Source organism: Pseudomonas sp. JL27(2026) (assembly GCF_056933555.1).
Genome location: NZ_CM167794.1, coordinates 1,556,032 through 1,576,810 on the forward strand (window position 1 = coordinate 1,556,032; position 20,779 = coordinate 1,576,810).

Annotated in this window: 19 protein-coding genes; 10 read left to right on the forward strand and 9 right to left on the reverse strand. The window is 60.6% G+C overall.

Features of this window, described 5'->3' with window-relative positions; translation table 11 throughout:
* Positions 1–41 precede the first annotated feature (41 nt).
* Positions 42–728, reverse strand: a complete 687-nt coding sequence (locus AC1Z1G_RS07120; RefSeq protein WP_019648003.1) for a spermidine synthase — start codon at positions 726–728, stop codon at positions 42–44.
* Between the two features lie 75 nt (positions 729–803).
* On the opposite strand from AC1Z1G_RS07120, the gene AC1Z1G_RS07125 reads away from it, so the two are divergent.
* Positions 804–1,082: a hypothetical protein gene (locus AC1Z1G_RS07125; protein WP_483626001.1), complete on the forward strand. Its 279-nt coding sequence runs from the start codon at positions 804–806 to the stop codon at positions 1,080–1,082.
* On the opposite strand, the gene AC1Z1G_RS07130 is transcribed toward AC1Z1G_RS07125, so the two are convergent.
* Entirely contained in the window at positions 1,079–1,552 is a 474-nt protein-coding gene (locus AC1Z1G_RS07130) for a cyclic nucleotide-binding domain-containing protein (protein ID WP_483626002.1), read from the reverse strand. The two genes, AC1Z1G_RS07125 and AC1Z1G_RS07130, sit on opposite strands and share 4 nt — an antisense overlap.
* A 129-nt stretch (positions 1,553–1,681) precedes the next feature.
* A complete protein-coding gene (locus tag AC1Z1G_RS07135; RefSeq protein ID WP_483626004.1) occupies positions 1,682–3,736 on the reverse strand; it encodes a S9 family peptidase in 2,055 nt (684 codons plus the stop codon).
* Between the two features lie 100 nt (positions 3,737–3,836).
* On the opposite strand from AC1Z1G_RS07135, the gene AC1Z1G_RS07140 reads away from it, so the two are divergent.
* Genes AC1Z1G_RS07140 through AC1Z1G_RS07150 form a run of 3 tightly spaced genes read left to right on the forward strand, consistent with a single transcriptional unit; the run spans position 3,837 to position 5,698 of the window.
* Positions 3,837–4,334 (forward strand): MFS transporter, encoded by a 498-nt coding sequence (locus AC1Z1G_RS07140; RefSeq protein ID WP_483626006.1) that lies wholly within the window; start codon positions 3,837–3,839, stop codon positions 4,332–4,334.
* A gap of 32 nt (positions 4,335–4,366) precedes the next feature.
* On the forward strand, positions 4,367–5,143 hold the full coding sequence (locus AC1Z1G_RS07145) for a class II glutamine amidotransferase (RefSeq protein ID WP_483626008.1): 777 nt from the start codon (positions 4,367–4,369) through the stop codon (positions 5,141–5,143).
* A 12-nt stretch (positions 5,144–5,155) separates the two neighbouring features.
* Entirely contained in the window at positions 5,156–5,698 is a 543-nt protein-coding gene (locus AC1Z1G_RS07150) for a DUF2937 family protein (RefSeq protein ID WP_347904628.1), read from the forward strand.
* Between the two features lie 78 nt (positions 5,699–5,776).
* Here the strand turns inward: AC1Z1G_RS07150 and AC1Z1G_RS07155 are convergent, their stop codons facing one another.
* From AC1Z1G_RS07155 to AC1Z1G_RS07165, 3 genes are all read right to left on the reverse strand, one after another.
* Positions 5,777–7,888: a TonB-dependent receptor gene (locus AC1Z1G_RS07155; protein ID WP_483626009.1), complete on the reverse strand. Its 2,112-nt coding sequence runs from the start codon at positions 7,886–7,888 to the stop codon at positions 5,777–5,779.
* A 14-nt stretch (positions 7,889–7,902) separates the two neighbouring features.
* Positions 7,903–9,144, reverse strand: coding sequence for an MFS transporter (locus AC1Z1G_RS07160; protein WP_483626011.1), 1,242 nt, complete (start codon positions 9,142–9,144; stop codon positions 7,903–7,905).
* A gap of 295 nt (positions 9,145–9,439) precedes the next feature.
* The gene (locus tag AC1Z1G_RS07165; protein ID WP_483626013.1) at positions 9,440–10,369 is read right to left on the reverse strand and encodes a LysR family transcriptional regulator; all 930 of its coding nucleotides are present in this window, start codon (positions 10,367–10,369) and stop codon (positions 9,440–9,442) included.
* 306 nt (positions 10,370–10,675) lie between these two features.
* Here AC1Z1G_RS07165 and AC1Z1G_RS07170 point away from each other — a divergent pair, with 306 nt between their 5' ends.
* Genes AC1Z1G_RS07170 through AC1Z1G_RS07180 form a run of 3 tightly spaced genes read left to right on the forward strand, consistent with a single transcriptional unit; the run spans position 10,676 to position 13,043 of the window.
* Positions 10,676–11,428 (forward strand): 5-oxoprolinase subunit PxpA, encoded by a 753-nt coding sequence (locus tag AC1Z1G_RS07170; protein ID WP_483626014.1) that lies wholly within the window; start codon positions 10,676–10,678, stop codon positions 11,426–11,428.
* Positions 11,425–12,129 (forward strand): 5-oxoprolinase subunit PxpB, encoded by a 705-nt coding sequence (gene pxpB, locus AC1Z1G_RS07175; RefSeq protein ID WP_483626015.1) that lies wholly within the window; start codon positions 11,425–11,427, stop codon positions 12,127–12,129. Before AC1Z1G_RS07170 ends, pxpB begins: the two co-directional genes overlap by 4 nt.
* Positions 12,126–13,043 (forward strand): 5-oxoprolinase subunit C family protein, encoded by a 918-nt coding sequence (locus AC1Z1G_RS07180; RefSeq protein ID WP_483626016.1) that lies wholly within the window; start codon positions 12,126–12,128, stop codon positions 13,041–13,043. Before pxpB ends, AC1Z1G_RS07180 begins: the two co-directional genes overlap by 4 nt.
* A gap of 172 nt (positions 13,044–13,215) precedes the next feature.
* Here AC1Z1G_RS07180 and AC1Z1G_RS07185 read toward each other — a convergent pair whose 3' ends face one another.
* Entirely contained in the window at positions 13,216–14,394 is a 1,179-nt protein-coding gene (locus AC1Z1G_RS07185; protein WP_483626017.1) for a vWA domain-containing protein, read from the reverse strand.
* Between the two features lie 33 nt (positions 14,395–14,427).
* Entirely contained in the window at positions 14,428–15,273 is an 846-nt protein-coding gene (locus AC1Z1G_RS07190; protein ID WP_483626019.1) for an AAA family ATPase, read from the reverse strand.
* 233 nt (positions 15,274–15,506) lie between these two features.
* Here AC1Z1G_RS07190 and cysK point away from each other — a divergent pair, with 233 nt between their 5' ends.
* Both cysK and AC1Z1G_RS07200 read left to right on the forward strand, forming a co-directional pair.
* Complete coding sequence (cysK, locus tag AC1Z1G_RS07195; protein ID WP_483626021.1) at positions 15,507–16,481, forward strand: cysteine synthase A; 975 nt, start codon at positions 15,507–15,509, stop codon at positions 16,479–16,481.
* A 283-nt stretch (positions 16,482–16,764) separates the two neighbouring features.
* On the forward strand, positions 16,765–17,700 hold the full coding sequence (locus AC1Z1G_RS07200) for an aspartyl/asparaginyl beta-hydroxylase domain-containing protein (protein WP_483626023.1): 936 nt from the start codon (positions 16,765–16,767) through the stop codon (positions 17,698–17,700).
* A gap of 194 nt (positions 17,701–17,894) precedes the next feature.
* On the opposite strand, the gene AC1Z1G_RS07205 is transcribed toward AC1Z1G_RS07200, so the two are convergent.
* Positions 17,895–18,803 (reverse strand): DMT family transporter, encoded by a 909-nt coding sequence (locus AC1Z1G_RS07205; RefSeq protein WP_483626025.1) that lies wholly within the window; start codon positions 18,801–18,803, stop codon positions 17,895–17,897.
* Positions 18,804–18,932: 129 nt separating this feature from the next.
* Here AC1Z1G_RS07205 and aceK point away from each other — a divergent pair, with 129 nt between their 5' ends.
* Positions 18,933–20,654 carry a bifunctional isocitrate dehydrogenase kinase/phosphatase gene (aceK, locus tag AC1Z1G_RS07210; RefSeq protein ID WP_483626027.1) on the forward strand — a complete coding sequence of 574 codons (1,722 nt, stop codon included), beginning with the start codon at positions 18,933–18,935 and terminating at the stop codon, positions 20,652–20,654.
* The last annotated feature ends 125 nt before the right edge of the window (positions 20,655–20,779 follow it).

A 20,779-nucleotide genomic window follows, 5' to 3' on the forward strand; every position in this document is an offset into this window, starting at 1 on the left:
CCTTTGTAAAAGACTAATGACGGTTATAAACGCAGTTTAGCTCAGCCCTTGAGCTTCTCGGCAATCCAGATGGTGTGGCGGGTGCCCTTGTTTCCGTGGGCGAAGACCTGCACTTCCTCGGCCTTGAAGCCGGCCTTCTTCAATTTGTCGCTGAACTGCCGATCGGCACTGGCCGACCACACCGCCAGCACGCCTTTGGGACGCAGGGCCTTGGCGCACGCGCTCAGGCCACCGGCGGAATATAGCCAGCTGTTGGCCTTCTGTGTCAGGCCTTCGGGGCCGTTGTCGACATCCAGCATGATCGCGTCGAAGCCTTGCGGTTCGGCTTGCAGGACCTTGGCCACGTCTTCCATGCGGATCACCGTGCGGGAGTCGAGCAGCGGGTTTCCGGCTTTCTCGCCCAGCGGCCCACGGTTCCATTCGACGACCCCCGGCACCAGTTCGGCAACCACCACTTCGGCGGTCTTGCCCAGATGCTTGAGTGCCGAGGCGAGGGTGAAGCCCATGCCCAGGCCACCGATCAGCACCCGGGAGTTCGGGCGGCCGGCGACCTTGCGGCAGGGAATCTCGGCCAGGGCATCCTCGGAACCGTGCATGCGGGTGTTCATCAGTTGCCCGCCGTCACCGCCCTGGATTTTGATGACGAAGTCTTCGCCGTACTCAAACAGGCACAAGGCACCGCCGTTTTCCGGGATCGGGGTGGTGTCGAGCAGAACGAAACGTTTCATGGAGATCTCAATGGGGGAGGGCAAAGCGCCGCGGTTGGAGTAGCCTGAGGCCTGACAACTGCCACGGAGCCATAGATGAAGCGCACCATTCTAACGGTCATTGTGCTGGGCGTGTTCTCGATCGGCATGGCGCAGGCCGAGGACTTGCTCAGCGTGCCGGTCACCCCGACACCCGCCATCGGCTCGCCGGGCACTGCAACGCCTACGCCTTACCCGCAAGTGACACCCACTGCCGTGCCCAAGGCGGGCAGTGGCAACGGCAGCGTCCCGCTGTTGCCGCCCATCGAAATGCCCAGCCCGCCCAAGGACCAGACATTGCCGGCGCTGGAAAAAGCCAAGACGCCGGGCGGTTAAACCTGCTGCGAGAGCAGTTGGCCGTCGGCCATGCGCAGGCGTTTGGAGAGCGAAACCGCGATGGCGCGGATGATCTTGGCGGCGATTTTCGGCGCGTCGTTGAGCATCTTTTCCAGGGAGTCCTTGCCCAGGTTCAGAAGCTGGCAATGGGTTGCCGCCACGCAACTGGCCGAACGCCGTTCGCCGTCGAGCACGGCCATTTCACCGAACGCCCGACCGCTGCGCAGGGTGGCGATGGTCACGCGCTGGCCGTCGCTGTTGGTTTTCTGCACGGCCACCTGGCCGGTGTGGATGATGCACATGAAACTGCCGGCATCGCCCTCGTGGAAGATTTCTTCGCCCTCGGCGATGGTGCTGAGGCTGAAGTAGCCGGCAGCCGCCGCGAAGTCGGCCAGTTGTAGTTGGTCGAACAGGCCGCAGTCCATCAACCAGTCGCGGATTTCATTGTTCAATAAGGTCGGTTCTGACATGTCGTTACGGTCTTTTTCTTGTGGCTGTTGCGGGTTCGAAATTGAAGCCAGCGCAAATCCCATAAAGGGAAATGGTCTTGTGTCCGACCCGGTGTCAGGTGTTAGGGGCTGGCCACCGGTCCAAGTTCCTCAGGCAATGCCCAATACGTTCAAAACAAAGGCGTATTCGAGGGCTACATCACGCAACCCCTGATAACGACCGCTCATGCCGCCGTGCCCGGCACCGAGTTCGGTCTTGAGCAGCAGCAGATTGTTGTCGGATTTGGTCGCCCTTAGCTTCGCCACCCATTTGGCCGCTTCCCAGTACTGCACGCGGCTGTCGTTGTAGCCGGCAATCACCAGCGTCGCCGGGTACGCCTGGGCGGTGACGTTTTCATAGGGCGCGTAAGCCTTGATCCGCTCATACACCTCAAGTTCTTCCGGGTTGCCCCACTCGTCGTATTCGGTGACGGTCAGCGGCAGGTCCGGGTCGAGCATGGTGTTGAGCACGTCAACGAACGGCACCTCGGCAATCGCTGCCTTGAACAGGTCCGGGCGCTGATTCAGAACCGCGCCCATCAGCAAGCCACCGGCGCTGCCGCCGCTGATCGCCAGTTGACTGGCGCGGGTGAAACCGTTGGCGATCAGGTGCTCGGCGCAGGCGATGAAGTCGCTGAACGTGTTTTGCTTGTGCTCCTGCTTGCCGGCGCGGTACCAGGCTTCGCCCAGTTCACCGCCGCCGCGCACATGGGCGATGGCGAACGCCACGCCACGGTCGAGCAGGCTCAGGCGTGCATGGGAGAACCACGGGTCGAGGCTTTCGCCATAGGCGCCGTAGCCGTAGAGGTACAGCGGCGTTGGCTGGCCGAGGTTTTCACGTTTGATCACCAGGCTGATCGGCACCTGTGTGCCGTCGGCTGCGGTGGCCCACAGGCGCTGGCTGACGTAGGCGTCCGGGTCGAACGGGCCAAGCACGGGCGTTTCCTTGAGGACTTTTTGCGCGCCGGTGGCCAGTTCCAACTGACGGATTTGTGCCGGGCGGTTCAGTGCTTCGTAACGCAGGCGAATCTTGTCGCTGGCGAACTCCAGGCTGTTTTGCACATGCAGGCTGTAGGCCGCGTCCGGCAATTGCACCCGGTAAGCGGGCAGGCCTTGTGGGTGGACTTCGATGATCGGCAGCCCGCCTTCGCGCAGGCTCAGGGTCATGGCTTGCGCATTCAGGCTCATGCCTTCGAGCATCACCGTGTCGCTGTGGGGAATCAGGTTTTGCCAATCGGCTTCGGTCGGCACCGCTCCGGTATCCGCCGCGCCATACAGGGCGAAGTTGATGCCGTCGCGGTTGCTGCGGACCAGCCAGGTCCATTGGTCGTCGAGCTTGCCGTGGTCGACATCGTACTCATGGTCTTCGACCCGTGCCGCGATGCAGGTAAAGGGCTGCTGCGGTGTTGAAGCATCGAGCACCCAGACTTCGCTGGTGGTCTTGCTGCCCAGCGACAGCACCAGTTGCCGCTCGGAGCTTGAGCGGTAGCAATGCAGGAAGAAGCGGCCGTCGGTCTCATGGAAGACTTCTTCGGCGGCGGTGCCGTCCAGGCGATAGCGAAACAGCCTGTGCGGGCGATGGGTTTCGTCCAGCTCGCCGAAAAACAGCGTCAGGCTGTCGTTGGCCCAGGTCATGCTGCCGTCGCAGTTTTCGAACGCGAGTTCGCTGACCCGTCCGTCAGACAGTTCCTTGACGAACAGCGTGTAAATCTCTTCGCCGCTGGTGTCCAGGCTGTAGGCCAGGCGTTGGTGGTCCGGGCTGATGCTGAACGCGCCAAGGGAGAAAAAACCGCCGTTGGCGAGCACGTTCGGGTCGAGCAGCAGTTCTTCAGCGCTCTCGTCGACGTGTTGGCTGTCATCGGCCGGACGCGGGCAGCGGTAGTGTCGGGCGTATTCGTCACCGGCCGTAGTGCGGGTGTAATACAAGTACGGACCCCAGGGCGAGGGCAGCGACAGGTCGGTTTCGAGAATCCGGCCCTTGATCTCTTCGAACAGGGTTTCGCGCAGTTCGGCCTGGTCGGCCAGTTGCGCTTCCTGGTAGCGGTTTTCAGCCTTGAGGTAGTCGAGCACCTGCGCGCTGTCGCGTTCCTGCAGCCAGGCGTACGGGTCGTCGCCGTCGGCCTTGTGGGCAATCGGGGCGCTGCAAACGTGGGCGGATAGGGGCATGAGGCACTCTCGGGTGTTGTACAAAAGGGGCTTCGCAGACAGCGGGGCAGCTTGATGTGCGAAAAGTCGTTATCATAAGCGCCTCTTTGCCTGCCTTGCCATGGACACCATGACCGAGAACGACTATCTGATCGCCTGGGGCCTCTACGCCTTTGCCGCCATAGGCTGCCTGTTGGTGTGGATGCGCATGACCCGCTGGATGTGGCGCTGGCTGCGTGAACCGCTGCGTCTGATGATGGCGGTGCTGCTGTTTACGCCGACGATCATCGACCTGGCGAAGGAAAAATACGCCCCGGCCGTGGCCATGGTGGCGCTGGACCTGCTGTTCAAGGTCGGCGACAACATCTGGCGCGCGGTCTCCGACCTGTTCATGTACAGCATAATCGCCTTCGGCATTTATGTGATTTTCGCGCTGATTCGCTGGCCGATCGAGCGTGCTTCGGCTGCACGCAAGGAGCGCGCTGAAGCGGCGAAGGCAGCGGCCAAGGCTGCCGAGCCTGATGACGATCAGCCCTTCGGCGGCGCTGGCGATGACCGTTACGGTCGCCCACCGGTCCCCAGCAACCCCCAGCGTTCGCGAGTCGAACCGCGTCTTTGACGTTATCCGCACATTGAAGCGAGAGTCCCGGCATGTGTGAGTTATTGGGCATGAGCGCCAATGTACCGACCGATATCGTGTTCAGCTTTACCGGGTTGATGCAGCGCGGCGGTCGGACCGGCCCGCACCGCGACGGTTGGGGCATCGCGTTTTATGAAGGCCGTGGCCTGCGCTTGTTCCAGGACCCGGCGGCGAGCTGCGAGTCCGAAGTCGCGAACCTGGTTCAGCGTTATCCCATCAAAAGCGAAGTGGTGATCGGCCACATTCGGCAGGCCAACGTCGGCAAGGTCTGCCTGTCCAACACGCACCCGTTCGTGCGTGAACTGTGGGGGCGCAACTGGTGTTTCGCCCACAACGGCCAACTGGCGGACTTCCGGCCCGCCGCGAGCTTTTACCGGCCGATTGGCGATACTGACAGCGAAGCGGCGTTCTGCGATCTGCTCAATCGCGTCCGTTCGGCTTTCCCGGAACCGGTAGACGTAGAACAGTTGCTGCCGGACCTGGTGGCGGCGTGTGCCGAGTACCGCAGCAAGGGTGTGTTCAATTGCCTGCTCAGCGACGGCGACTGGCTGTTCTGCTATTGCTCGACCAAACTGGCACACATCACCCGCCGTGCTCCGTTCGGCCCGGCCCGCTTGAAGGATGTGGACGTGATTGTCGACTTCCAGGCCGAAACCACGCCCAACGACGTGGTCACGGTGATCGCCACCGAACCTCTGACCGAAAACGAAACCTGGACCCGCTACGAACCGGGCCAATGGAGCCTGTGGCGCCGCGGTGAATGCGTGCGCCAGGGCAAGACCGAATAAGGAACACCCTCTATGTTGCTCAGTTATTTGCGGCTGGTGTTGTTTGCAATCGGCCTGTTGGTCGGTGTGCAGGTGCCGGGTTTCATCAATGATTATGGCAAGCGGGTCGAGGCGCATCTGATCGAGGCGCAGACCGGCCTTCAAGGCTTCCAGAACACCGCGCAGCAGTTCTTCAAGGGCGACTTGCAGGCACTGGTCGCCCATTACCGTGCCAGCGAAGACCCGGTGTTTCGCAGTGATGCCGACAGCCTGAGCACCTTGCTTACACGCCAACTGGCACTGGATAAACAGTTCCAGGCCATGCAAGGCCCGTGGTACATCCGCGTGCTGCAAGTGGCGCTGGCCGCCGACCCGGACATTCGCAAGGAAACCTGGAACGGCTACAGTTACCAGCTCCTGCTGACCCCCGAAGCCATGGGCTGGGGGCTGGGCGGGGCGATGTTGCTGTCGTTTGGCCTGGAATGCCTGTTCCGCCTGATCGACTGGGTGGTACTGGGCGGCAAACGCCTGCGCCAGAGCCGGCCGATTGAAGAGCGCGATTTACGCGGCTTGTAACTCCCTTCGTAGGAGCACGGCTTGCCAGCGATGGCGTCCTTGAGATCGCTATCGCGAGCAAGCTCTGCTCTTACAAAATTACCAGTCGATCGAGTAGCTCATGCTCAACGTACGGCCTTGGGCGTTGGCGTACGGCGCTTTGGCGTTGGCCTGAGCGAACAGGTTTTGGTAAGTGCGGTTGGTCAGGTTATACACCCCGCCTTCAAGACGACCGACCGGCAGTTGTACGGAGCCGAGCAGGTCCACCAGCGTATAGCCTTCGATGTCGCGCCCGTTGTTGTCCTTGGCGGCGGCGTCGTAACTGGCCAGTCGCATGCCTTGCAGGCGCAGGGTGTAGTCATCCTCGGTGTAGCCGACGAACAGCGTGGTTTTGGCCGGTGAGATACGTGTCGCGGGCAAGTCGATCCATTTGCCGTTCTGCTCGGTCTCACCCTTGGCCCAGGCATAAGTGCCACCGACCGACCAGTGATCGGTCGCACGGTAGGTCAGGCTGTTTTCGATGCCGCGAACTCGTTCCTTCTGATTGATCAGGCGCAAGACACGGTCATTGGCATCGTAGAACTGAGTCACGTCCGACGTGTTTTCATACACGGTGACGTCGGCCTGCCACTGGTCCCAGTTACCCCGCCAGCCCAGCTCGTAGCTGTCAACCTTGATGGCCTGGGCATTGAGGCTCTGGATGTCGAAGGTGCTGTTGACGTCACGCAGGAAACGCTGGATATCCGGCAGCGAAAATCCCTGGCTGTAGTTGGCGAAGATGTCCTGGTTCTCACTCAGGTGATAGACCGCGCCGAGGTTATAGAGTGTGGCGTCGTATTTGAGGGTATTGCCAGGAAGCGTTGCGCGCACACCGGTCTGGACGATCTGACCGTAAGCGATGCTGTCGGAGACGTCGCTCTCGATCCACTCGCGGCGCACACCGCCACGCAAGGTCCAGTCACCGATGTCCCAGGACATCTGCCCGAACAACGCCTTGGTGGTGGTTTCGATATCCGGGCCCATCTCGTAGGTGGTACCGGTCTTGGTGTAGGTCAGGCCCTTGAGGGTGTACTGGTCACCGCGCTGGCGGGAGCGCTCGTGATCGTAATCGGCGCCCCAGACCAGGTTGCCCGTGGCGCTGCCGATGGCTGGCAACGGCGTGTCGATGGCCGCGCGCAGGCCGTAGACATCCTGCACGCTGTTGTTGTCGGCAATGCCGGCCTTGCCTCGCGACAGATCGGGGAAAAACAGTGCATCGGCGCGGCGCCAGTAGCTCTCCAGTTGCAGGCCCTGACCGTAGAAATCCTTGTCGGTGTAATTGAGGTTGGCGGCCTGGTTGTGGGTGTAGGGCTGGTCGTCGAGTTTCAGCCCCTGGACTGCCACGGCTTGTTGCCGGTTCTTCGGATCCTTGGTGTAGCCAGTGTCTTGTTGGTCCTTGTAGTCCTGCAGCGACAGGCTGAGTTTTTTGTCGGCATCCAGTTCGTAGCCGAAACGACCTTGCAGGTCATAGGTTTCGGTGTCCATGTTGCTGCCCTGAGAGGTGTCCTGAGGGATGCGATTGCCGTTGCCGTCGAACTGATCGTTGCGCTGGGTCAGGTCTGCGGACACATACCAGTCCAGGGCGTCCTTGCGTCCGGTCGCACTCTGAAAGGCTTCGTAGGCGAAACCTTTGCGGTTGAGGTTGTTGCCGCTGGTCAGCCCCAGTTTGCTGCTGTAGGCAATGTCCTGACCTTGATTGCGCTTGGTGATGATGTTGATGATGCCGCCCGAAGCACCGGCACCGTAGAGACTGCTGGCGCCGGAAATCACTTCGATGCGCTCGATACTGGCGGGGGCGATGCTGTTGAGCTGGCGAAAGTTGTCTCGGGTGGCGTTCTGCGACACTCCGTCGATCAACACCAGCATGTTGCGTCCGCGCAGGGTCTGGCCGAAGTTGCTCATCCCGCCGCTGGATGGCGCGAGGCCAGGCACCAGTTGCCCGAGGATATCGGAGACTCGCCGACCGGCGCCGCTTTGTTCGCGCACCTGATTTTCGTCGATGACCTGGACCGAGCCTGGAATCGAAGCAATGCTGGCTTCGCTGCGAGTTGCGGAGACGACGGTAGCTTGCATGTTCAAGGTGCCGGGCTGCTGTTCGGCGTCTTCGGCCCAGGTCTGGGCACTGATGGAACCGAGCAGCGGAATCAACAAGGAGAGTTTGGTTCGGGTCATGACGTGGTCTTTTTTTAGTTTTGATAAGTGTGGGTAGATAAGGTCGAGGCGCCGGGCGTCGAGGTAAATGACCGTACCCAGCGGACCCCGATGGCGGCTAACACATAGGCCAGCGCCACCAGCCAGAAGCTGTGGGCCAGGCCGACCAGCCCCATGCCGATCCCGCCGAGCACGGCACCGAGCAGAGCGCCAGCCTTGGCCGCGCTGTTGCCCAGGCCGAGGGCGAAACCTTGCTGGCCGGTGGAAACAGTGTTGGCGATCAGTGCATAGGCCACGGGCAGCAGCGCGCCTTGCCAGATCCCCCAGATCAGGCGCGTAGCGAGAAAACCCAGCCATTCGTTGGCCAATGCCGTGGCCGCCAGGGTCAGGGCGCACAGCCAGGCCACGGCTTCGATCACGCGTAAGGTGTGGGCGGGTTGCCAGCGGTCGAACATCCGCCCCCAGAGTGGTGCGGACATGGCCAGGGTCGCGGCGCTCGCCGCATAGGTGGCGCCAATCAGCCAACTCGGGGCGTGCAGGATGTTGGCAACGTACAGCGCATAAAATGGCTGCGGCATCATCTTCGCGGCCTGAATCAATACGATCACCAGCAGGATTGCGCCGAGCCAGCCTTTGGGCAGGGCCATTGGTGCAGCGGGCTTTCTCTTCGAGGCTCGTGCTTTGTCGGCCGGCAGGAAAAAACTCCCCAGTGCACACAGCAGGCAAATCGCTGTCGCGCCATAACAGAGCAGCGCGAACCCCGAGACGTCCATCAGCCAGCCACCCAGCACCGGGCCGATCAATGAGCCGACGGCGGTTGCCGATTGCAGGCGGGCGAGGGTGTGACCGCGACGTGAGTGGTCGCAACAGGCCAGGGCATAGGCTTGAGCTGCCGCGAGGAAGCCGGCCAGTGCGCCTTGCATCACCCGGATGGCCACCAGCAACCACGGATCGAGAGTGATGGCCGCCAGCCCTTGGCACAGCGCCAGTGCCAGCAGTGCCCGAACGATCATCGGCTTGTGCCCGGCCCGATCACCCAATCGGCCCCAGAGTGGTGTCAGCAGCATGGCGGTGAGCATCGGACCGGCATAGACCGTTGTCGACAACAACCCGATGTAGCCAGCACCTTCTGGCCCAAGCAGACGCTGAATTTGCAACGGCCAGAACGGTCCGCTCATCTCCATGGCGCCCATGGAAAGGAACTGGATCAGTACCAATAGCCGCAGTGCGCGACCGTCAGTCGGTAATGGCGGCTTTTCCTGTGGTTGAGCGCGCATCACGTCCGATTCCTTGTGGACCGTTGGTTGGTGGAAACGCGCCGAGGTTACCGGCTTGAAAAAATCATGCAAATGATAAATATTCCCACAAACAGCATGGGTAATGTCTTTTGCGTTTTCTGATAAATCAGGAGGCTGAATCGTACAAGTCGGACACGATCCTCAGATTTTTACCGAAGTTATCCGACCGTTTTGTGAGAAGAAGTCGGGTCAAATCACATCAGCCCAGGGCGGGCTGATGATTCGGGATCAGGTGATGTAGGCGTCAGGTTGTCAGGTGGGCGGGAAGCGGATTTCAGCTTTTGGCTGAGGGCCGACTCAGGAGCATGTAGGACTCGCCTACTTTCTGCGCGTACTCTTCAACCACCTTCTGACACAACGCCACCACTTCCTCGACCCACTCCACGCCCACACGCCAAGACACCACCACTTGCAGGTTCGGCAGGCGTTGCTCGATGTCCAGCAGGGTCAGTTCGCCACGCGCCAGTTCTTCGCTGACCAGCACCGGCGGCAAGGCACCGATGCCGAACCCGTCACGTAGCAAACGGGTGATCGCCGACACCGAGTTCACGCAGTTAAGCCTGGGTGCGAGTGCGTCGTTGGCCTGCATCAGGCTCAGTACATCCTGATGCGGGTGGGAGTTTTTCGAGTAGGTGATGATCCGTTCCCGTGCGAGGTCGGCGACGCTTGCATAGTCGCGGTTATAAATCGACTGGCTGGCGACGATCCAGCCCATGGGGTGGCTGGCCAATTCCAGGCTGCGCACGCTTTCCTGGCGCAGCAGGTCAGTTTGCAGAATCAGATCGAGAAAGCCTTTTTGCAGTTGATCGCAGAGGTTCAGCGACGTATCGGCCACCAGTTCGATTTCCACCAGCGGGTAGCAATCCATCATCTGCGCCACCAGCGAGCTGAGCCAGGTGTGGATCACCGTGTCCATCACGCCGATGCGTATGCGTCCGACCTTGCTGGAGCGGGTTTCGATCGATTGCTTGAGCGCCTGCATGGTGTCCATCATTTGCTCGGCGTAATCGAGCACCTTCAACCCTTCGGGCGTCAGGCTCACGCCACGGGAGTCACGCAGAAACAGCTTCACCCCCAGCTCGCTTTCGAGCACCGCGATGCGGCTGGAGATCGAGGCCTGGGTGGTGAAGAGTTTGTCGGCGGTCAGGCGAAAGCTTTTCAACCGGGCAACCCAGACAAAGGTTTCAAGAAACTTGAGGTTCATGGGATCAACTTTTTCTTATGCGTTGGCAGGGCTTTTATTAGTTGGACGGGCAGGGGACTGTCGTCGAAAAATGTACCCATCGCCACGACAGGCATCATCGTGGTTCAGAACAATACCAATAAAATACATGCGGAGATTGCCATGAGTGCACCCGACCTGTTCGAAGTTGCCAAGCCCTGCCTCCGTCCCTTTGCTCAGGGCAGGGACCTGCTCGCGCCGCCCGTGGCCTATAACGCGATGCGTGGTAACTGATAGCCTGCGGGCATGTGCCCCGCTGAAATGATCAACGCCTCAGGAGTACTCACCGTGAGCCGCCTGTTATTGAACTGTGACATCGGCGAAAGCTTTGGCAACTGGACCCTGGGTCTGGACGCCGAGGTGATGCCGTTCATTGATTGCGCCAACATCGCCTGCGGTTTCCATGCCGGTGACCCGAGCATCATGCGCAAGACCGTCAGCCTGGCGCTCAGCCATGGCGTGAAGATCGGCGCGCATCCGGCCTATCAGGACCTGGCCGGGTTTGGCCGTCGCTCCATGGCCTACACCGCGCAAGAGCTTGAGGATCTTCTGCACTATCAGATCGGTGCGCTGGACGGCATATGCCGCGCTCAGGGCACTCACGTGACGTACATCAAACCTCACGGCGCGATGTACAACGACATGATGGCCAACCCTGCCCAACTGCGTGCGGTGATTCAGGCCGTTGCGGCGTATGACCGGCAATTGCCGTTGATGCTGATGGCGACCCGCGACAACAGCGCTGCCCGGCTCATGGGCGAGGAGTATGGCGTGACGCTGTGGTTTGAAGCGTTCGCCGACCGCGCCTACGACAGCGCCGGGCACTTGGTGTCGCGGCAGTTGCCGGGTGCGGTGCATCACGATCCGGAAAAAATCATTGAACAGGCGCTGACCATCGCCCGTGGCGGCAACCTGGTCGCCAGTGACGGCAGCGCCCTGTATTTGCAGGCCGATACCTTGTGCGTGCATGGTGACAACGCCAGTTCGGTGGCGGCCGTGCAGCGTATCCGCGAGGCCTTGAACCAGCAGAGCGCACCATGAAGCCACGGGTTGAAGTGGTTGCGATTGATTGCCTGATGGTGCGTCTGTTCGATGAGATTGCCGAAGCCAACATGCCGTGGATGCTCGCCGCCAGCGAGCGCCTGCGCGCAGGGTTCGCCGGACACTTGATTGATCTGGTGCCGTCGTACACGACGCTGATGGTGCATTACGACTTGCTGGCGCTGAGCCCGGCTCAGGCGCGAGAGCTGATCGCCGAAGCCTTGGTCGACCTGACTCCCAATCCGCAAACCCGTGGCAGGTCTCATGTGTTGCCGGTGTGGTACGACCTGAGTGTCGGCCCGGAACTGAGCCTGTTGTCGCAACGCAGCGGTCTGACGGTGGAGGAGGTGATCCGCCGCCATAGCGAGCGCGAGTATCAGGTGTTCGCCCTGGGGTTTGCGCCGGGGTTTGCCTTTATGGGCCTGGTTGAGGAAGTGCTGGCCGCGCCCCGTTTGAGCACGCCGCGCAAGCGTGTGGCGGCTGGCAGTGTCGGCATTGCCGAGCGGCAAACCGCAGCTTACCCGGTGGTGTCGCCGGGCGGCTGGAACCTGATCGGCCGCACGCCGGCCAAGCTGTTCGACCGCGAGCGTGACGGCTACAGCCTGATGCAACCGGGCGACACGGTGCGTTTTGCCGCAATCAGCCATGCCGAATTCATCAACCTGGGCGGTGATGACACGCCATTGGAGGCGCAAGCATGAGCCGTTTGACGATTGAGGCCAGCACGCCGTTGTGCCTGTTGCAGGATGCCGGGCGGTTTGGCGTGCGGCACTTGGGCGTGACCCAGGGCGGGGCTGCGGACTGGTTGTCGATGTCCTGGGCCAATGGGCTGCTGGGCAATGAGCTGGACGCGGCGGTCATCGAAGTGACCCTCGGCGGTTTGATTCTGGAAGCGCAGGACGATGCTTGCCTGGCGTTGGCGGGTGCCGACCTGGGGGCGCTGCTGGACGGCCAGCCCTTGGCGCCGTGGCGCAGTTTCAATTTCAAAAAGGGCCAGCGCTTGCAATTCACTCAGCCTGTACTCGGCGCTCGCGCTTATCTGGCGGCGCCGGGCGGGTTCAACGCCCCCCAGGTGCTGGGCAGTTGTGCGACGGTGGTGCGTGAAGAGTTGGGTGGGCTGGACGGTTTTGGCCGGGCCTTGGTCAGAGGCGCTGAACTGACGTTTTCCGGGGCGGCGAGCGCTGTACGGGAGTTGTCTCGGGAGCAGGTGCCGGACTTCAAGCAGAACCGGCCATTGGACCTGGTGCTGGGCGCGCAACATGGCGAGTTCAGCGGGCAGAGCCTGTTTGATGCGTTCAACTGTGCTTGGACTCTCGACACCCGCGCCGACCGCATGGGCATCCGCTTGCTGGGGCCGGCGTTGCAGTATCAAGGCCAACCGATGATTTCCGAAGGCATCCCGTTGGGCGCGGTGCAGGTGCCACCGGACGGGCAGCCGATCGTGTTGCTCAATGACCGGCAAACCATTGGTGGCTATCCACGGCTGGGGGCGTTGACGCCGTTGGCGCTGGCACGCCTGGCGCAGTGTTTGCCAGGGCAGCAGATTCGTTTGGCGCCGGTGCTGCAGGAGACGGCGCACCGGCAGCAGGTCGAGTATTTACGGCAATTCATCTAGAGATATGCAACTCCGTGGCGAGGGAGCTTGCTCCCGCTGGGCTGTGCAGCAGACCTAAAACAACCGGTGGATGAGGTCTTTGTGTAAGACCGCAACAGCCTTGTCAGGGGGCATTGCACCCCAGCGGGAGCAAGCTCCCTCGCCACAGGCCGGGAGCTCACTTGTAGGGTGTTCACTTGGAAAGAAACCGCATCCCTTCTTCCAGCCCACGCAAGGTCAGCGGGAACATCTGGTCGTCGATCAGGTCGCGCACGATGCTGGTCGATGAGGTGTAGCCCCAGATGTCTTTCGGGTACGGGTTGATCCAGATGAGCTTCTTGTACTTCTCCATGAAGCGCTGCATCCACACGTAACCGGCTTCTTCGTTCCAGTGCTCGACGCTGCCGCCCGGCTGGGTGATTTCGTAGGGCGCCATGGCGGCGTCACCGACGAAGATCACTTTGTAGTCGGCACCGTACTTGTGCAACAGATCCTGGGTGGCGGTTCGCTCCGAGCCACGGCGCATGTTGTTCTTCCACACCGATTCATAAATGAAGTTGTGGAAGTAGAAGTACTCCAGGTGCTTGAATTCGGTCTTGCAGGCCGAGAACAGTTCCTCGCAGATCTTCACGTGGGCGTCCATCGAGCCGCCGATGTCGAACAGCAGCAGCAACTTGATGTTGTTGCGGCGCTCCGGGCGCATCTGGATGTTCAGCAGGCCGGCGTCGCGGGCGGTGTGGTCGATGGTGCCGTCGATGTCCAGTTCTTCCGCCGCGCCCTGACGTGCGAATTTACGCAGGCGCCGCAGGGCAACCTTGATATTGCGCGTGCCCAGCTCGACCTGATCGTCGAGGTTCTTGTATTCGCGCTGGTCCCAGACCTTGACGGCTTTGCCCTGGCGCTTGCCGGCATCGCCGACCCGAATGCCTTCCGGGTTGAAACCGCCGGAGCCGAACGGGCTGGTGCCACCGGTGCCGATCCACTTGTTGCCGCCGGCATGGCGTTCTTTTTGTTCTTCCAGGCGTTTCTTGAACTCTTCGATCAGCTTGTCGAGGCCACCGAGGGACTGTATCTGCGCCCGCTCTTCGTCGCTCAGCGAGCGTTCGAATTCCTTGCGCAACCAGTCTTCGGGGATCAGCGCCTGAAGATGGTCGTCGAGTTTTTCAAGGCCATTGAAGTAGGCCCCGAACGCACGGTCGAATTTGTCGAAATGCCGTTCGTCCTTCACCAGGATCGCCCGCGACAAGTAATAAAACTCGTCCATGTCGGCGAAGGTCACGCGCTGTTTCAGCGCGTTGATCAGGTCCAGCAGCTCGCGCACCGAGACCGGCACCTTGGCGGCGCGCATTTCATTGAACAGGTTGAGCAGCATGGCTATCGCCCTCGATCTTGTAAAAAAGAGGGATCAGCGAGTGCCGCGACGGCTCATGAACGCCAGGCGTTCGAGCAACTGCACGTCCTGCTCGTTCTTCACCAAGGCACCGGCCAGTGGCGGGATGGCCTTGGTCGGATCGCGTTCGCGCAGCACGGCTTCGCCGATGTTGTCGGCCATCAGCAGCTTGAGCCAGTCCACCAGTTCGGAGGTGGACGGTTTTTTCTTCAGGCCTGGGACTTTGCGCACGTCGAAGAACACGTCCAGCGCTTCGCTGACCAGGTCTTTCTTGATGTTCGGGTAGTGCACGTCGACGATTTTTTGCAGGGTGGTGCGGTCCGGGAAAGCGATGTAGTGGAAGAAGCAGCGGCGCAGGAAGGCGTCCGGCAGCTCTTTCTCGTTGTTGGAGGTAATGATGATGATCGGACGTTGCCTGGCCTTGATGGTCTCGTCGATCTCGTAAACGTAGAACTCCATCTTGTCGAGTTCTTGCAGCAGGTCGTTCGGGAACTCGATGTCGGCCTTGTCGATTTCGTCGATCAGCAGAATTACCCGCTCATCCGATTCGAAGGCTTCCCACAGCTTGCCCTTTTTCAGGTAATTGCGGATGTCATGGACCTTGTCCACGCCCAGTTGCGAGTCACGCAGGCGGCTGACCGCGTCGTACTCGTACAGGCCCTGATGAGCCTTGGTGGTGGATTTGATGTGCCAGGTAATCAGGCGTACGCCAAAGGACTCGGCCAGTTGTTCGGCGAGCATGGTCTTGCCGGTGCCCGGTTCGCCCTTGACCAGCAATGGCCGCTCCAGGGTGATGGCAGCGTTGACCGCCAGCTTCAGGTCATCGGTGGCGACGTACGCGCGGGTGCCTTCAAACTTCATCTGTAAATCCTCGAACGGTAACGCCGACCTGCACGGGGCAGGGCGGGCGAAATAAATGTCATGCCCGACTATAACGCGGCGCCCGGTCGACTGTGAACGCAGACGGCCCATTCAGTCTCTGAATGGGGCGTCACAGGGTGACCCGGTCAGCCGCGGGGCGCGGCCGTGCTGGACGCCTACGGATGCGAGGCATACCCTTGAAAGCTTCATCAACGCTGCATAAGGACCCAGCCATGAGCCGTATTTTTGCTGACAACGCCCATTCCATCGGCAATACACCGCTGGTGCAGATCAACCGTATCGCCCCGCGCGGCGTGACCATCCTGGCCAAGATCGAGGGGCGTAACCCGGGTTATTCGGTCAAGTGTCGGATTGGCGCGAGCATGATCTGGGACGCCGAAAGCAGCGGTAAACTCAAGCCGGGCATGACTATCATCGAACCCACGTCGGGCAATACCGGGATCGGCCTGGCGTTCGTGGCCGCTGCGCGTGGCTACAAGCTGATGCTGACGATGCCTGCGTCCATGAGCATCGAGCGGCGCAAGGTACTTAAAGCGCTGGGGGCCGAACTGGTGTTGACCGAGCCGGCCAAGGGCATGAAAGGCGCGATCGAGAAAGCCGCCGAAATTCTTGCCAGCGACCCGGCCACGTACTTTATGCCATCGCAGTTCGACAACCCGGCCAACCCGGGCATCCACGAAAAAACCACCGGTCCGGAAATCTGGAACGACACCGACGGCGCAATCGATGTGCTGGTGGCAGGTGTCGGCACCGGCGGCACCATCACCGGCGTGTCGCGCTACATCAAGAACACCCGGGGCAAGCCGATTCTGTCGGTGGCCGTTGAACCAGTGTCTTCGCCGGTGATCACCCAGGCGCTGGCCGGCGAAGAGATCAAGCCGAGCCCGCACAAGATTCAGGGCATCGGTGCCGGTTTTGTGCCGAAGAACCTCGATCTGTCGATTGTCGACCGGGTTGAGCTGGTTTCCGATGAAGAATCCAAGGTCATGGCCTTGCGGCTGATGCAGGAAGAAGGGATTCTTTCCGGAATCTCCTGTGGTGCGGCCATGGCGGTTGCCGTGCGCCTGGCCGAGACCCCGGAAATGCAGGGCAAGACCATCGTCGTGATCCTGCCGGATTCCGGCGAGCGTTATCTGTCGAGTATGTTGTTCAGCGACCTGTTCACCGACCAGGAAACTCAGCAGTAACGTTTGGTTTGTGTGGCGTCTGTTCCGGCGCCATCGCGGGCAGGAGCAAGGCGGGCGCCTGGTTCTGCCCGCGATAGACCGCGCAGCAGTCCCGATGATCAATAGGCTGACTCAGATCAGCCAGCGTTCAGGCGCCTTATGTTAATTAATGCATTGTTGCGCAATCCTTAATACTGATTGTTGTGTCACACGGGTTTTTCCCAAGGCCTTGAGTGTTTATCATGGCCGGCTGCCACGTCGGGTAAATGACGGGCAGCGTTGCCTATTTTCAAGGAGTCGCTCAATGACCTTTTCCTTTGCCGCCAAGGCGTCGCTGTTGCTGTTGTTCATCGGCAGCACGTTGTATGTGCATTTGCGCGGCAAGGCGCGTTTGCCGGTCTTGCGCCAGTTCGTCAACCATTCGGCGCTGTTCGCACCCTACAACGCGCTGATGTACCTGTTTTCGGGCGTGCCGTCCAAACCATACCTGGACCGCAGCAAGTTCCCGGAGCTGGATGTGCTCAAGGACAACTGGGAAGTCATTCGCGACGAAGCCATGCACTTGTTCGACGAGGGCTACATCCGCGCTGCCGAGAAGAACAACGACGCCGGTTTCGGTTCGTTCTTCAAGAAAGGCTGGAAGCGCTTCTACCTCAAGTGGTACGACAAGCCGCTGCCCTCGGCCGAGGCCCTGTGCCCGAAGACCGTGGCACTGGTGAGCAGCATTCCCAATGTCAAAGGTGCGATGTTCGCCCTGTTGCCGGGCGGTAGCCATCTGAACCCGCACCGCGACCCGTTTGCCGGTTCCCTGCGTTATCACCTGGGCCTGTCGACGCCGAACTCGGATGATTGCCGCATCTTCGTCGATGGTCAGGTTTACGCCTGGCGCGATGGCGAAGACGTGATGTTCGATGAAACCTATGTGCACTGGGTCAAGAACGAAACCGAAAAGACCCGGGTGATTCTGTTCTGCGACGTTGAACGCCCGCTGACCAATCGCCTGATGACCCGCATCAACCGTTGGGTCAGTGGCCTGCTGGGCCGCGCCACTGCGCCGCAGAACCTTGACGACGAGCGTGTGGGCGGGATCAACCAGGCCTATGCCTGGAGCAAGAGCTTCAGCGATAGATTCAGCGGCGTGATCAAACAGTGGAAGCGCCGCAACCCCAAGGCCTACCGCGTCCTGCGCCCGGTGCTGGCGGTGGTGGTGCTGGTATTGCTGTGGCGTTGGTTGTTCTGAGGCTGACGCTCAAATAAAAAACCGCTCCTTGTGAGCGGTTTTTTTTGAGCGATTGAAAGGTTACAGACGCCCAGCGAGGACGTTTGGTTCTTCAGTCTGGGTACCCAGCAGGGCGGCTTCGATAAATTGACCGCCGATGATCCGGGCATGTTGCTGATTATCATCGGGCTGGCGTTTGTGTTCCGTAACAGCCGTTAGACGCTGGCCGTTGAAGCCTTCGGTGTTGCCGCGGGCTTCAACACCAGCCACAACGCCGCGGCAATCAGCACGCCGCCATAGATGTGCGCCATGGACAGCGGCTCATCGAGAAACAACGCGCCCCACAACACGCCGAACGGCGGGATCATGAAGGTCACGGTCATCGATTTGACCGGGCCGATCGAACTGAGCAAGCGGAAGTACAGAATGTAGGCAAACGCGGTACACGCCAGCCCCAACCCCAGTAACGACAACCAGACATTCCAGCCACCCCAACTGGCGGGTGGGTGAGCGAGCGCGCTGTAGCCAAACAGCGGCAGTAGAAACAGTGTTGCGCCAAGCATGCTGCCCAATGCCGAGAGACGACTGTCCAAGCCACCTTGCTGATCCAGCCAGCGGCGTGCCAGGAACCCGGCGAAACCGTAGCAGGTGGTTGCAAGCAGGCAGGCGAGTGCGCCCATCAGCAATTCCATGTCGAAGGCCACGGGACCGGCGCGGGTCAGGATGGCGACACCAAACAACCCGAGGGCAACGCCGGCAATTTTTGACAGGGTCAGTTTTTCGCTGAAGAACAGTCCGCCGATCAACACGCCCATCAGCGGCGTGGTGGCGTTGAAAATCGCCGAGTAACCGGCAGGCAGCACTTGGGCGGCCACCGAATACAGAGTTGCTGGAATACCAGAGTTGATCATCCCGAGCAGCAGTACGGTTTTGAACTTGCCACGGAAGTCCCAACTGACTCGCATCAGCGCCAGAATCACCAGCAACCCGGTGGCGGCAATCGATACGCGAAAAAAAGCAGTGGGGATTGTGCCAATCACTGGGGCGATGATGCGCATGAACAGAAAGCTCGCACCCCAAATGGCAGCAAGTGACAACATACGCAGAATATCGACGGGGTTCACGGCTCGTTCCTTCCTTTATCAGGGTGCAAGTGTCGCTGTCTCCCGGAGCCAAGGCAATGGTTGCGTTGCGTAACAATTGGCCTCTAAGCTCAGGCTCCAACGACAAGAACCATCCCTAGAGGTCTTCACATGCCGCAGCCATGGCCCGCCGCCGAAATCGCTCGAACGATCCTCGATGGCTTCGACGATTACCGCGAGCATTTCCGCCAGATCACTGACGGCGCCCGGGAGCGCTTCGAACGGGCGCAGTGGCAGGAAACACAGATCGCGTCGGCGGCGCGGATCAACCTCTATGAAGAAAAGGTCAGTGAAGTGGTGGGGCGTCTACATGCTGCCTTCGAGGCTGGGGTGTTGATGGATGTCGGCTGCTGGCCACTGGTCAAAAGCGCCTACATCAGCCTGATTGACCTGCGTTTCGACGATGAGCTGTCCGAGACCTGGTACAACTCGACGTTCTGCGGGCTGTTCAGTCATGACCTGATCAGCGATGGCTGCATGTTCATCCACACCACCCGGCCCAGCTTGCATCGGGCCCGGGCCGCGCAGACCCGGACCTATAAGCCGCAAGGTCAACTGTCCGGCATGCTGGCGAGCATTTTTTCCGATTACCGCTTCAGCGAAGCCTACGCAGACCTCGACCGCGACCTGCGCCGACTCGAAGCGCAACTGCGCGAGAATTTGCCCGATTGGGTCTGCAAGGACCCGGAACTGAGCGTCGAGTTGTTTTCCTCGGTGCTCTACCGCAACAAGGGCGCCTACCTGGTAGGACGTATCTACACCACGGACGAGCAATGGCCACTGGTGATTCCGCTTCTGCACCGAGAAGGCCGGGGGATTCAGATCGACGCGCTGATCACCGACGAGGCGGAGGTGTCGATCATCTTCTCGTTTACCCGTTCGTATTTCATGGTCGATGTGCCGGTGCCGGCCGAGTTCATCGGCTTTCTCAAGCGCATCCTGCCGGGCAAGCACATCGCCGAGCTGTACACCTCGATCGGTTTCTACAAACACGGTAAGTCAGAGTTCTACCGGGCGCTGATCAATCACCTGGCCAATACCGACGACCAGTTCATCATGGCCCCCGGCGTGCGCGGCATGGTCATGAGCGTGTTTACCCTGCCGGGCTTCAACACCGTGTTCAAAATCATCAAGGACCGTTTCTCGCCCTCGAAAAACGTCGACCGCGCCACGGTGATCGAGAAGTACCGGTTGGTGAAAAGCGTCGACCGGGTCGGGCGCATGGCCGACACCCAGGAGTTCGCCGATTTCCGTTTTCCCTTGAGCAAGTTCGAGCCGGCGTGCCTGGCCGAGTTGCTGGATGTCGCCGCGTCGACGGTACAAGTGGAAGACGACACGGTGCTGATCCGCCACTGCTGGACCGAGCGCCGGATGACGCCGCTGAACCTGTACCTGGAAAACGCCAACGACGCACAGGTGCGTGAAGCGCTGGAGGACTATGGACTGGCGATCAAGCAACTGGCGGCGGCGAACATTTTCCCCGGTGACATGCTGCTGAAAAACTTCGGCGTCACCCGCCACGGCCGGGTGGTGTTCTACGATTACGACGAAATCTGCTATCTCACCGAAGCCAACTTCCGGCACATCCCGCAGCCGCGCACCCCGGAAGACGAAATGGCTTGCGAGCCGTGGTATTCGATTGGGCCGCTGGACGTGTTCCCCGAGGAGTTCCCGCCGTTTTTGTTCGCCGATTCGGGCCAGCGCAAGCTGTTCGATCAACTGCACGGCGAGCTGTACAACGCCGATTACTGGAAGGGGTTGCAGGAAGCGATTCGGGCGGGGAAGGTGATCGATGTGTTTCCGTATCGGCGCAAGGGCCTGGATAACGAGTAACTGTTTAAAAGCCCCTCACCCCAGCCCTCTCCCGGAGGGAGAGGGAGCCAATTTGTGTGCTATTCAACTCTTGAGTTCGGCTCGATATTTCAGGTTGGCGTAGTTCGAAAAAGCAACTCGGTCAG

Excerpts from the sequence above, each read along its gene's own strand:
- AC1Z1G_RS07120 (WP_019648003.1), bottom strand. The coding sequence starts at position 728 with ATGAAACGTTTCGTTCTGCTCGACACCACCCCGATCCCGGAAAACGGC.
- AC1Z1G_RS07125 (WP_483626001.1), top strand. The coding sequence starts at position 804 with ATGAAGCGCACCATTCTAACGGTCATTGTGCTGGGCGTGTTCTCGATC.
- AC1Z1G_RS07130 (WP_483626002.1), bottom strand. The coding sequence starts at position 1,552 with ATGTCAGAACCGACCTTATTGAACAATGAAATCCGCGACTGGTTGATG.
- AC1Z1G_RS07135 (WP_483626004.1), bottom strand. The coding sequence starts at position 3,736 with ATGCCCCTATCCGCCCACGTTTGCAGCGCCCCGATTGCCCACAAGGCC.
- AC1Z1G_RS07140 (WP_483626006.1), top strand. The coding sequence starts at position 3,837 with ATGGACACCATGACCGAGAACGACTATCTGATCGCCTGGGGCCTCTAC.
- AC1Z1G_RS07145 (WP_483626008.1), top strand. The coding sequence starts at position 4,367 with ATGTGTGAGTTATTGGGCATGAGCGCCAATGTACCGACCGATATCGTG.
- AC1Z1G_RS07150 (WP_347904628.1), top strand. The coding sequence starts at position 5,156 with ATGTTGCTCAGTTATTTGCGGCTGGTGTTGTTTGCAATCGGCCTGTTG.
- AC1Z1G_RS07155 (WP_483626009.1), bottom strand. The coding sequence starts at position 7,888 with ATGACCCGAACCAAACTCTCCTTGTTGATTCCGCTGCTCGGTTCCATC.
- AC1Z1G_RS07160 (WP_483626011.1), bottom strand. The coding sequence starts at position 9,144 with ATGCGCGCTCAACCACAGGAAAAGCCGCCATTACCGACTGACGGTCGC.
- AC1Z1G_RS07165 (WP_483626013.1), bottom strand. The coding sequence starts at position 10,369 with ATGAACCTCAAGTTTCTTGAAACCTTTGTCTGGGTTGCCCGGTTGAAA.
- pxpB (WP_483626015.1), top strand. The coding sequence starts at position 11,425 with ATGAAGCCACGGGTTGAAGTGGTTGCGATTGATTGCCTGATGGTGCGT.
- AC1Z1G_RS07180 (WP_483626016.1), top strand. The coding sequence starts at position 12,126 with ATGAGCCGTTTGACGATTGAGGCCAGCACGCCGTTGTGCCTGTTGCAG.
- AC1Z1G_RS07185 (WP_483626017.1), bottom strand. The coding sequence starts at position 14,394 with ATGCTGCTCAACCTGTTCAATGAAATGCGCGCCGCCAAGGTGCCGGTC.
- AC1Z1G_RS07190 (WP_483626019.1), bottom strand. The coding sequence starts at position 15,273 with ATGAAGTTTGAAGGCACCCGCGCGTACGTCGCCACCGATGACCTGAAG.
- cysK (WP_483626021.1), top strand. The coding sequence starts at position 15,507 with ATGAGCCGTATTTTTGCTGACAACGCCCATTCCATCGGCAATACACCG.
- AC1Z1G_RS07200 (WP_483626023.1), top strand. The coding sequence starts at position 16,765 with ATGACCTTTTCCTTTGCCGCCAAGGCGTCGCTGTTGCTGTTGTTCATC.
- aceK (WP_483626027.1), top strand. The coding sequence starts at position 18,933 with ATGCCGCAGCCATGGCCCGCCGCCGAAATCGCTCGAACGATCCTCGAT.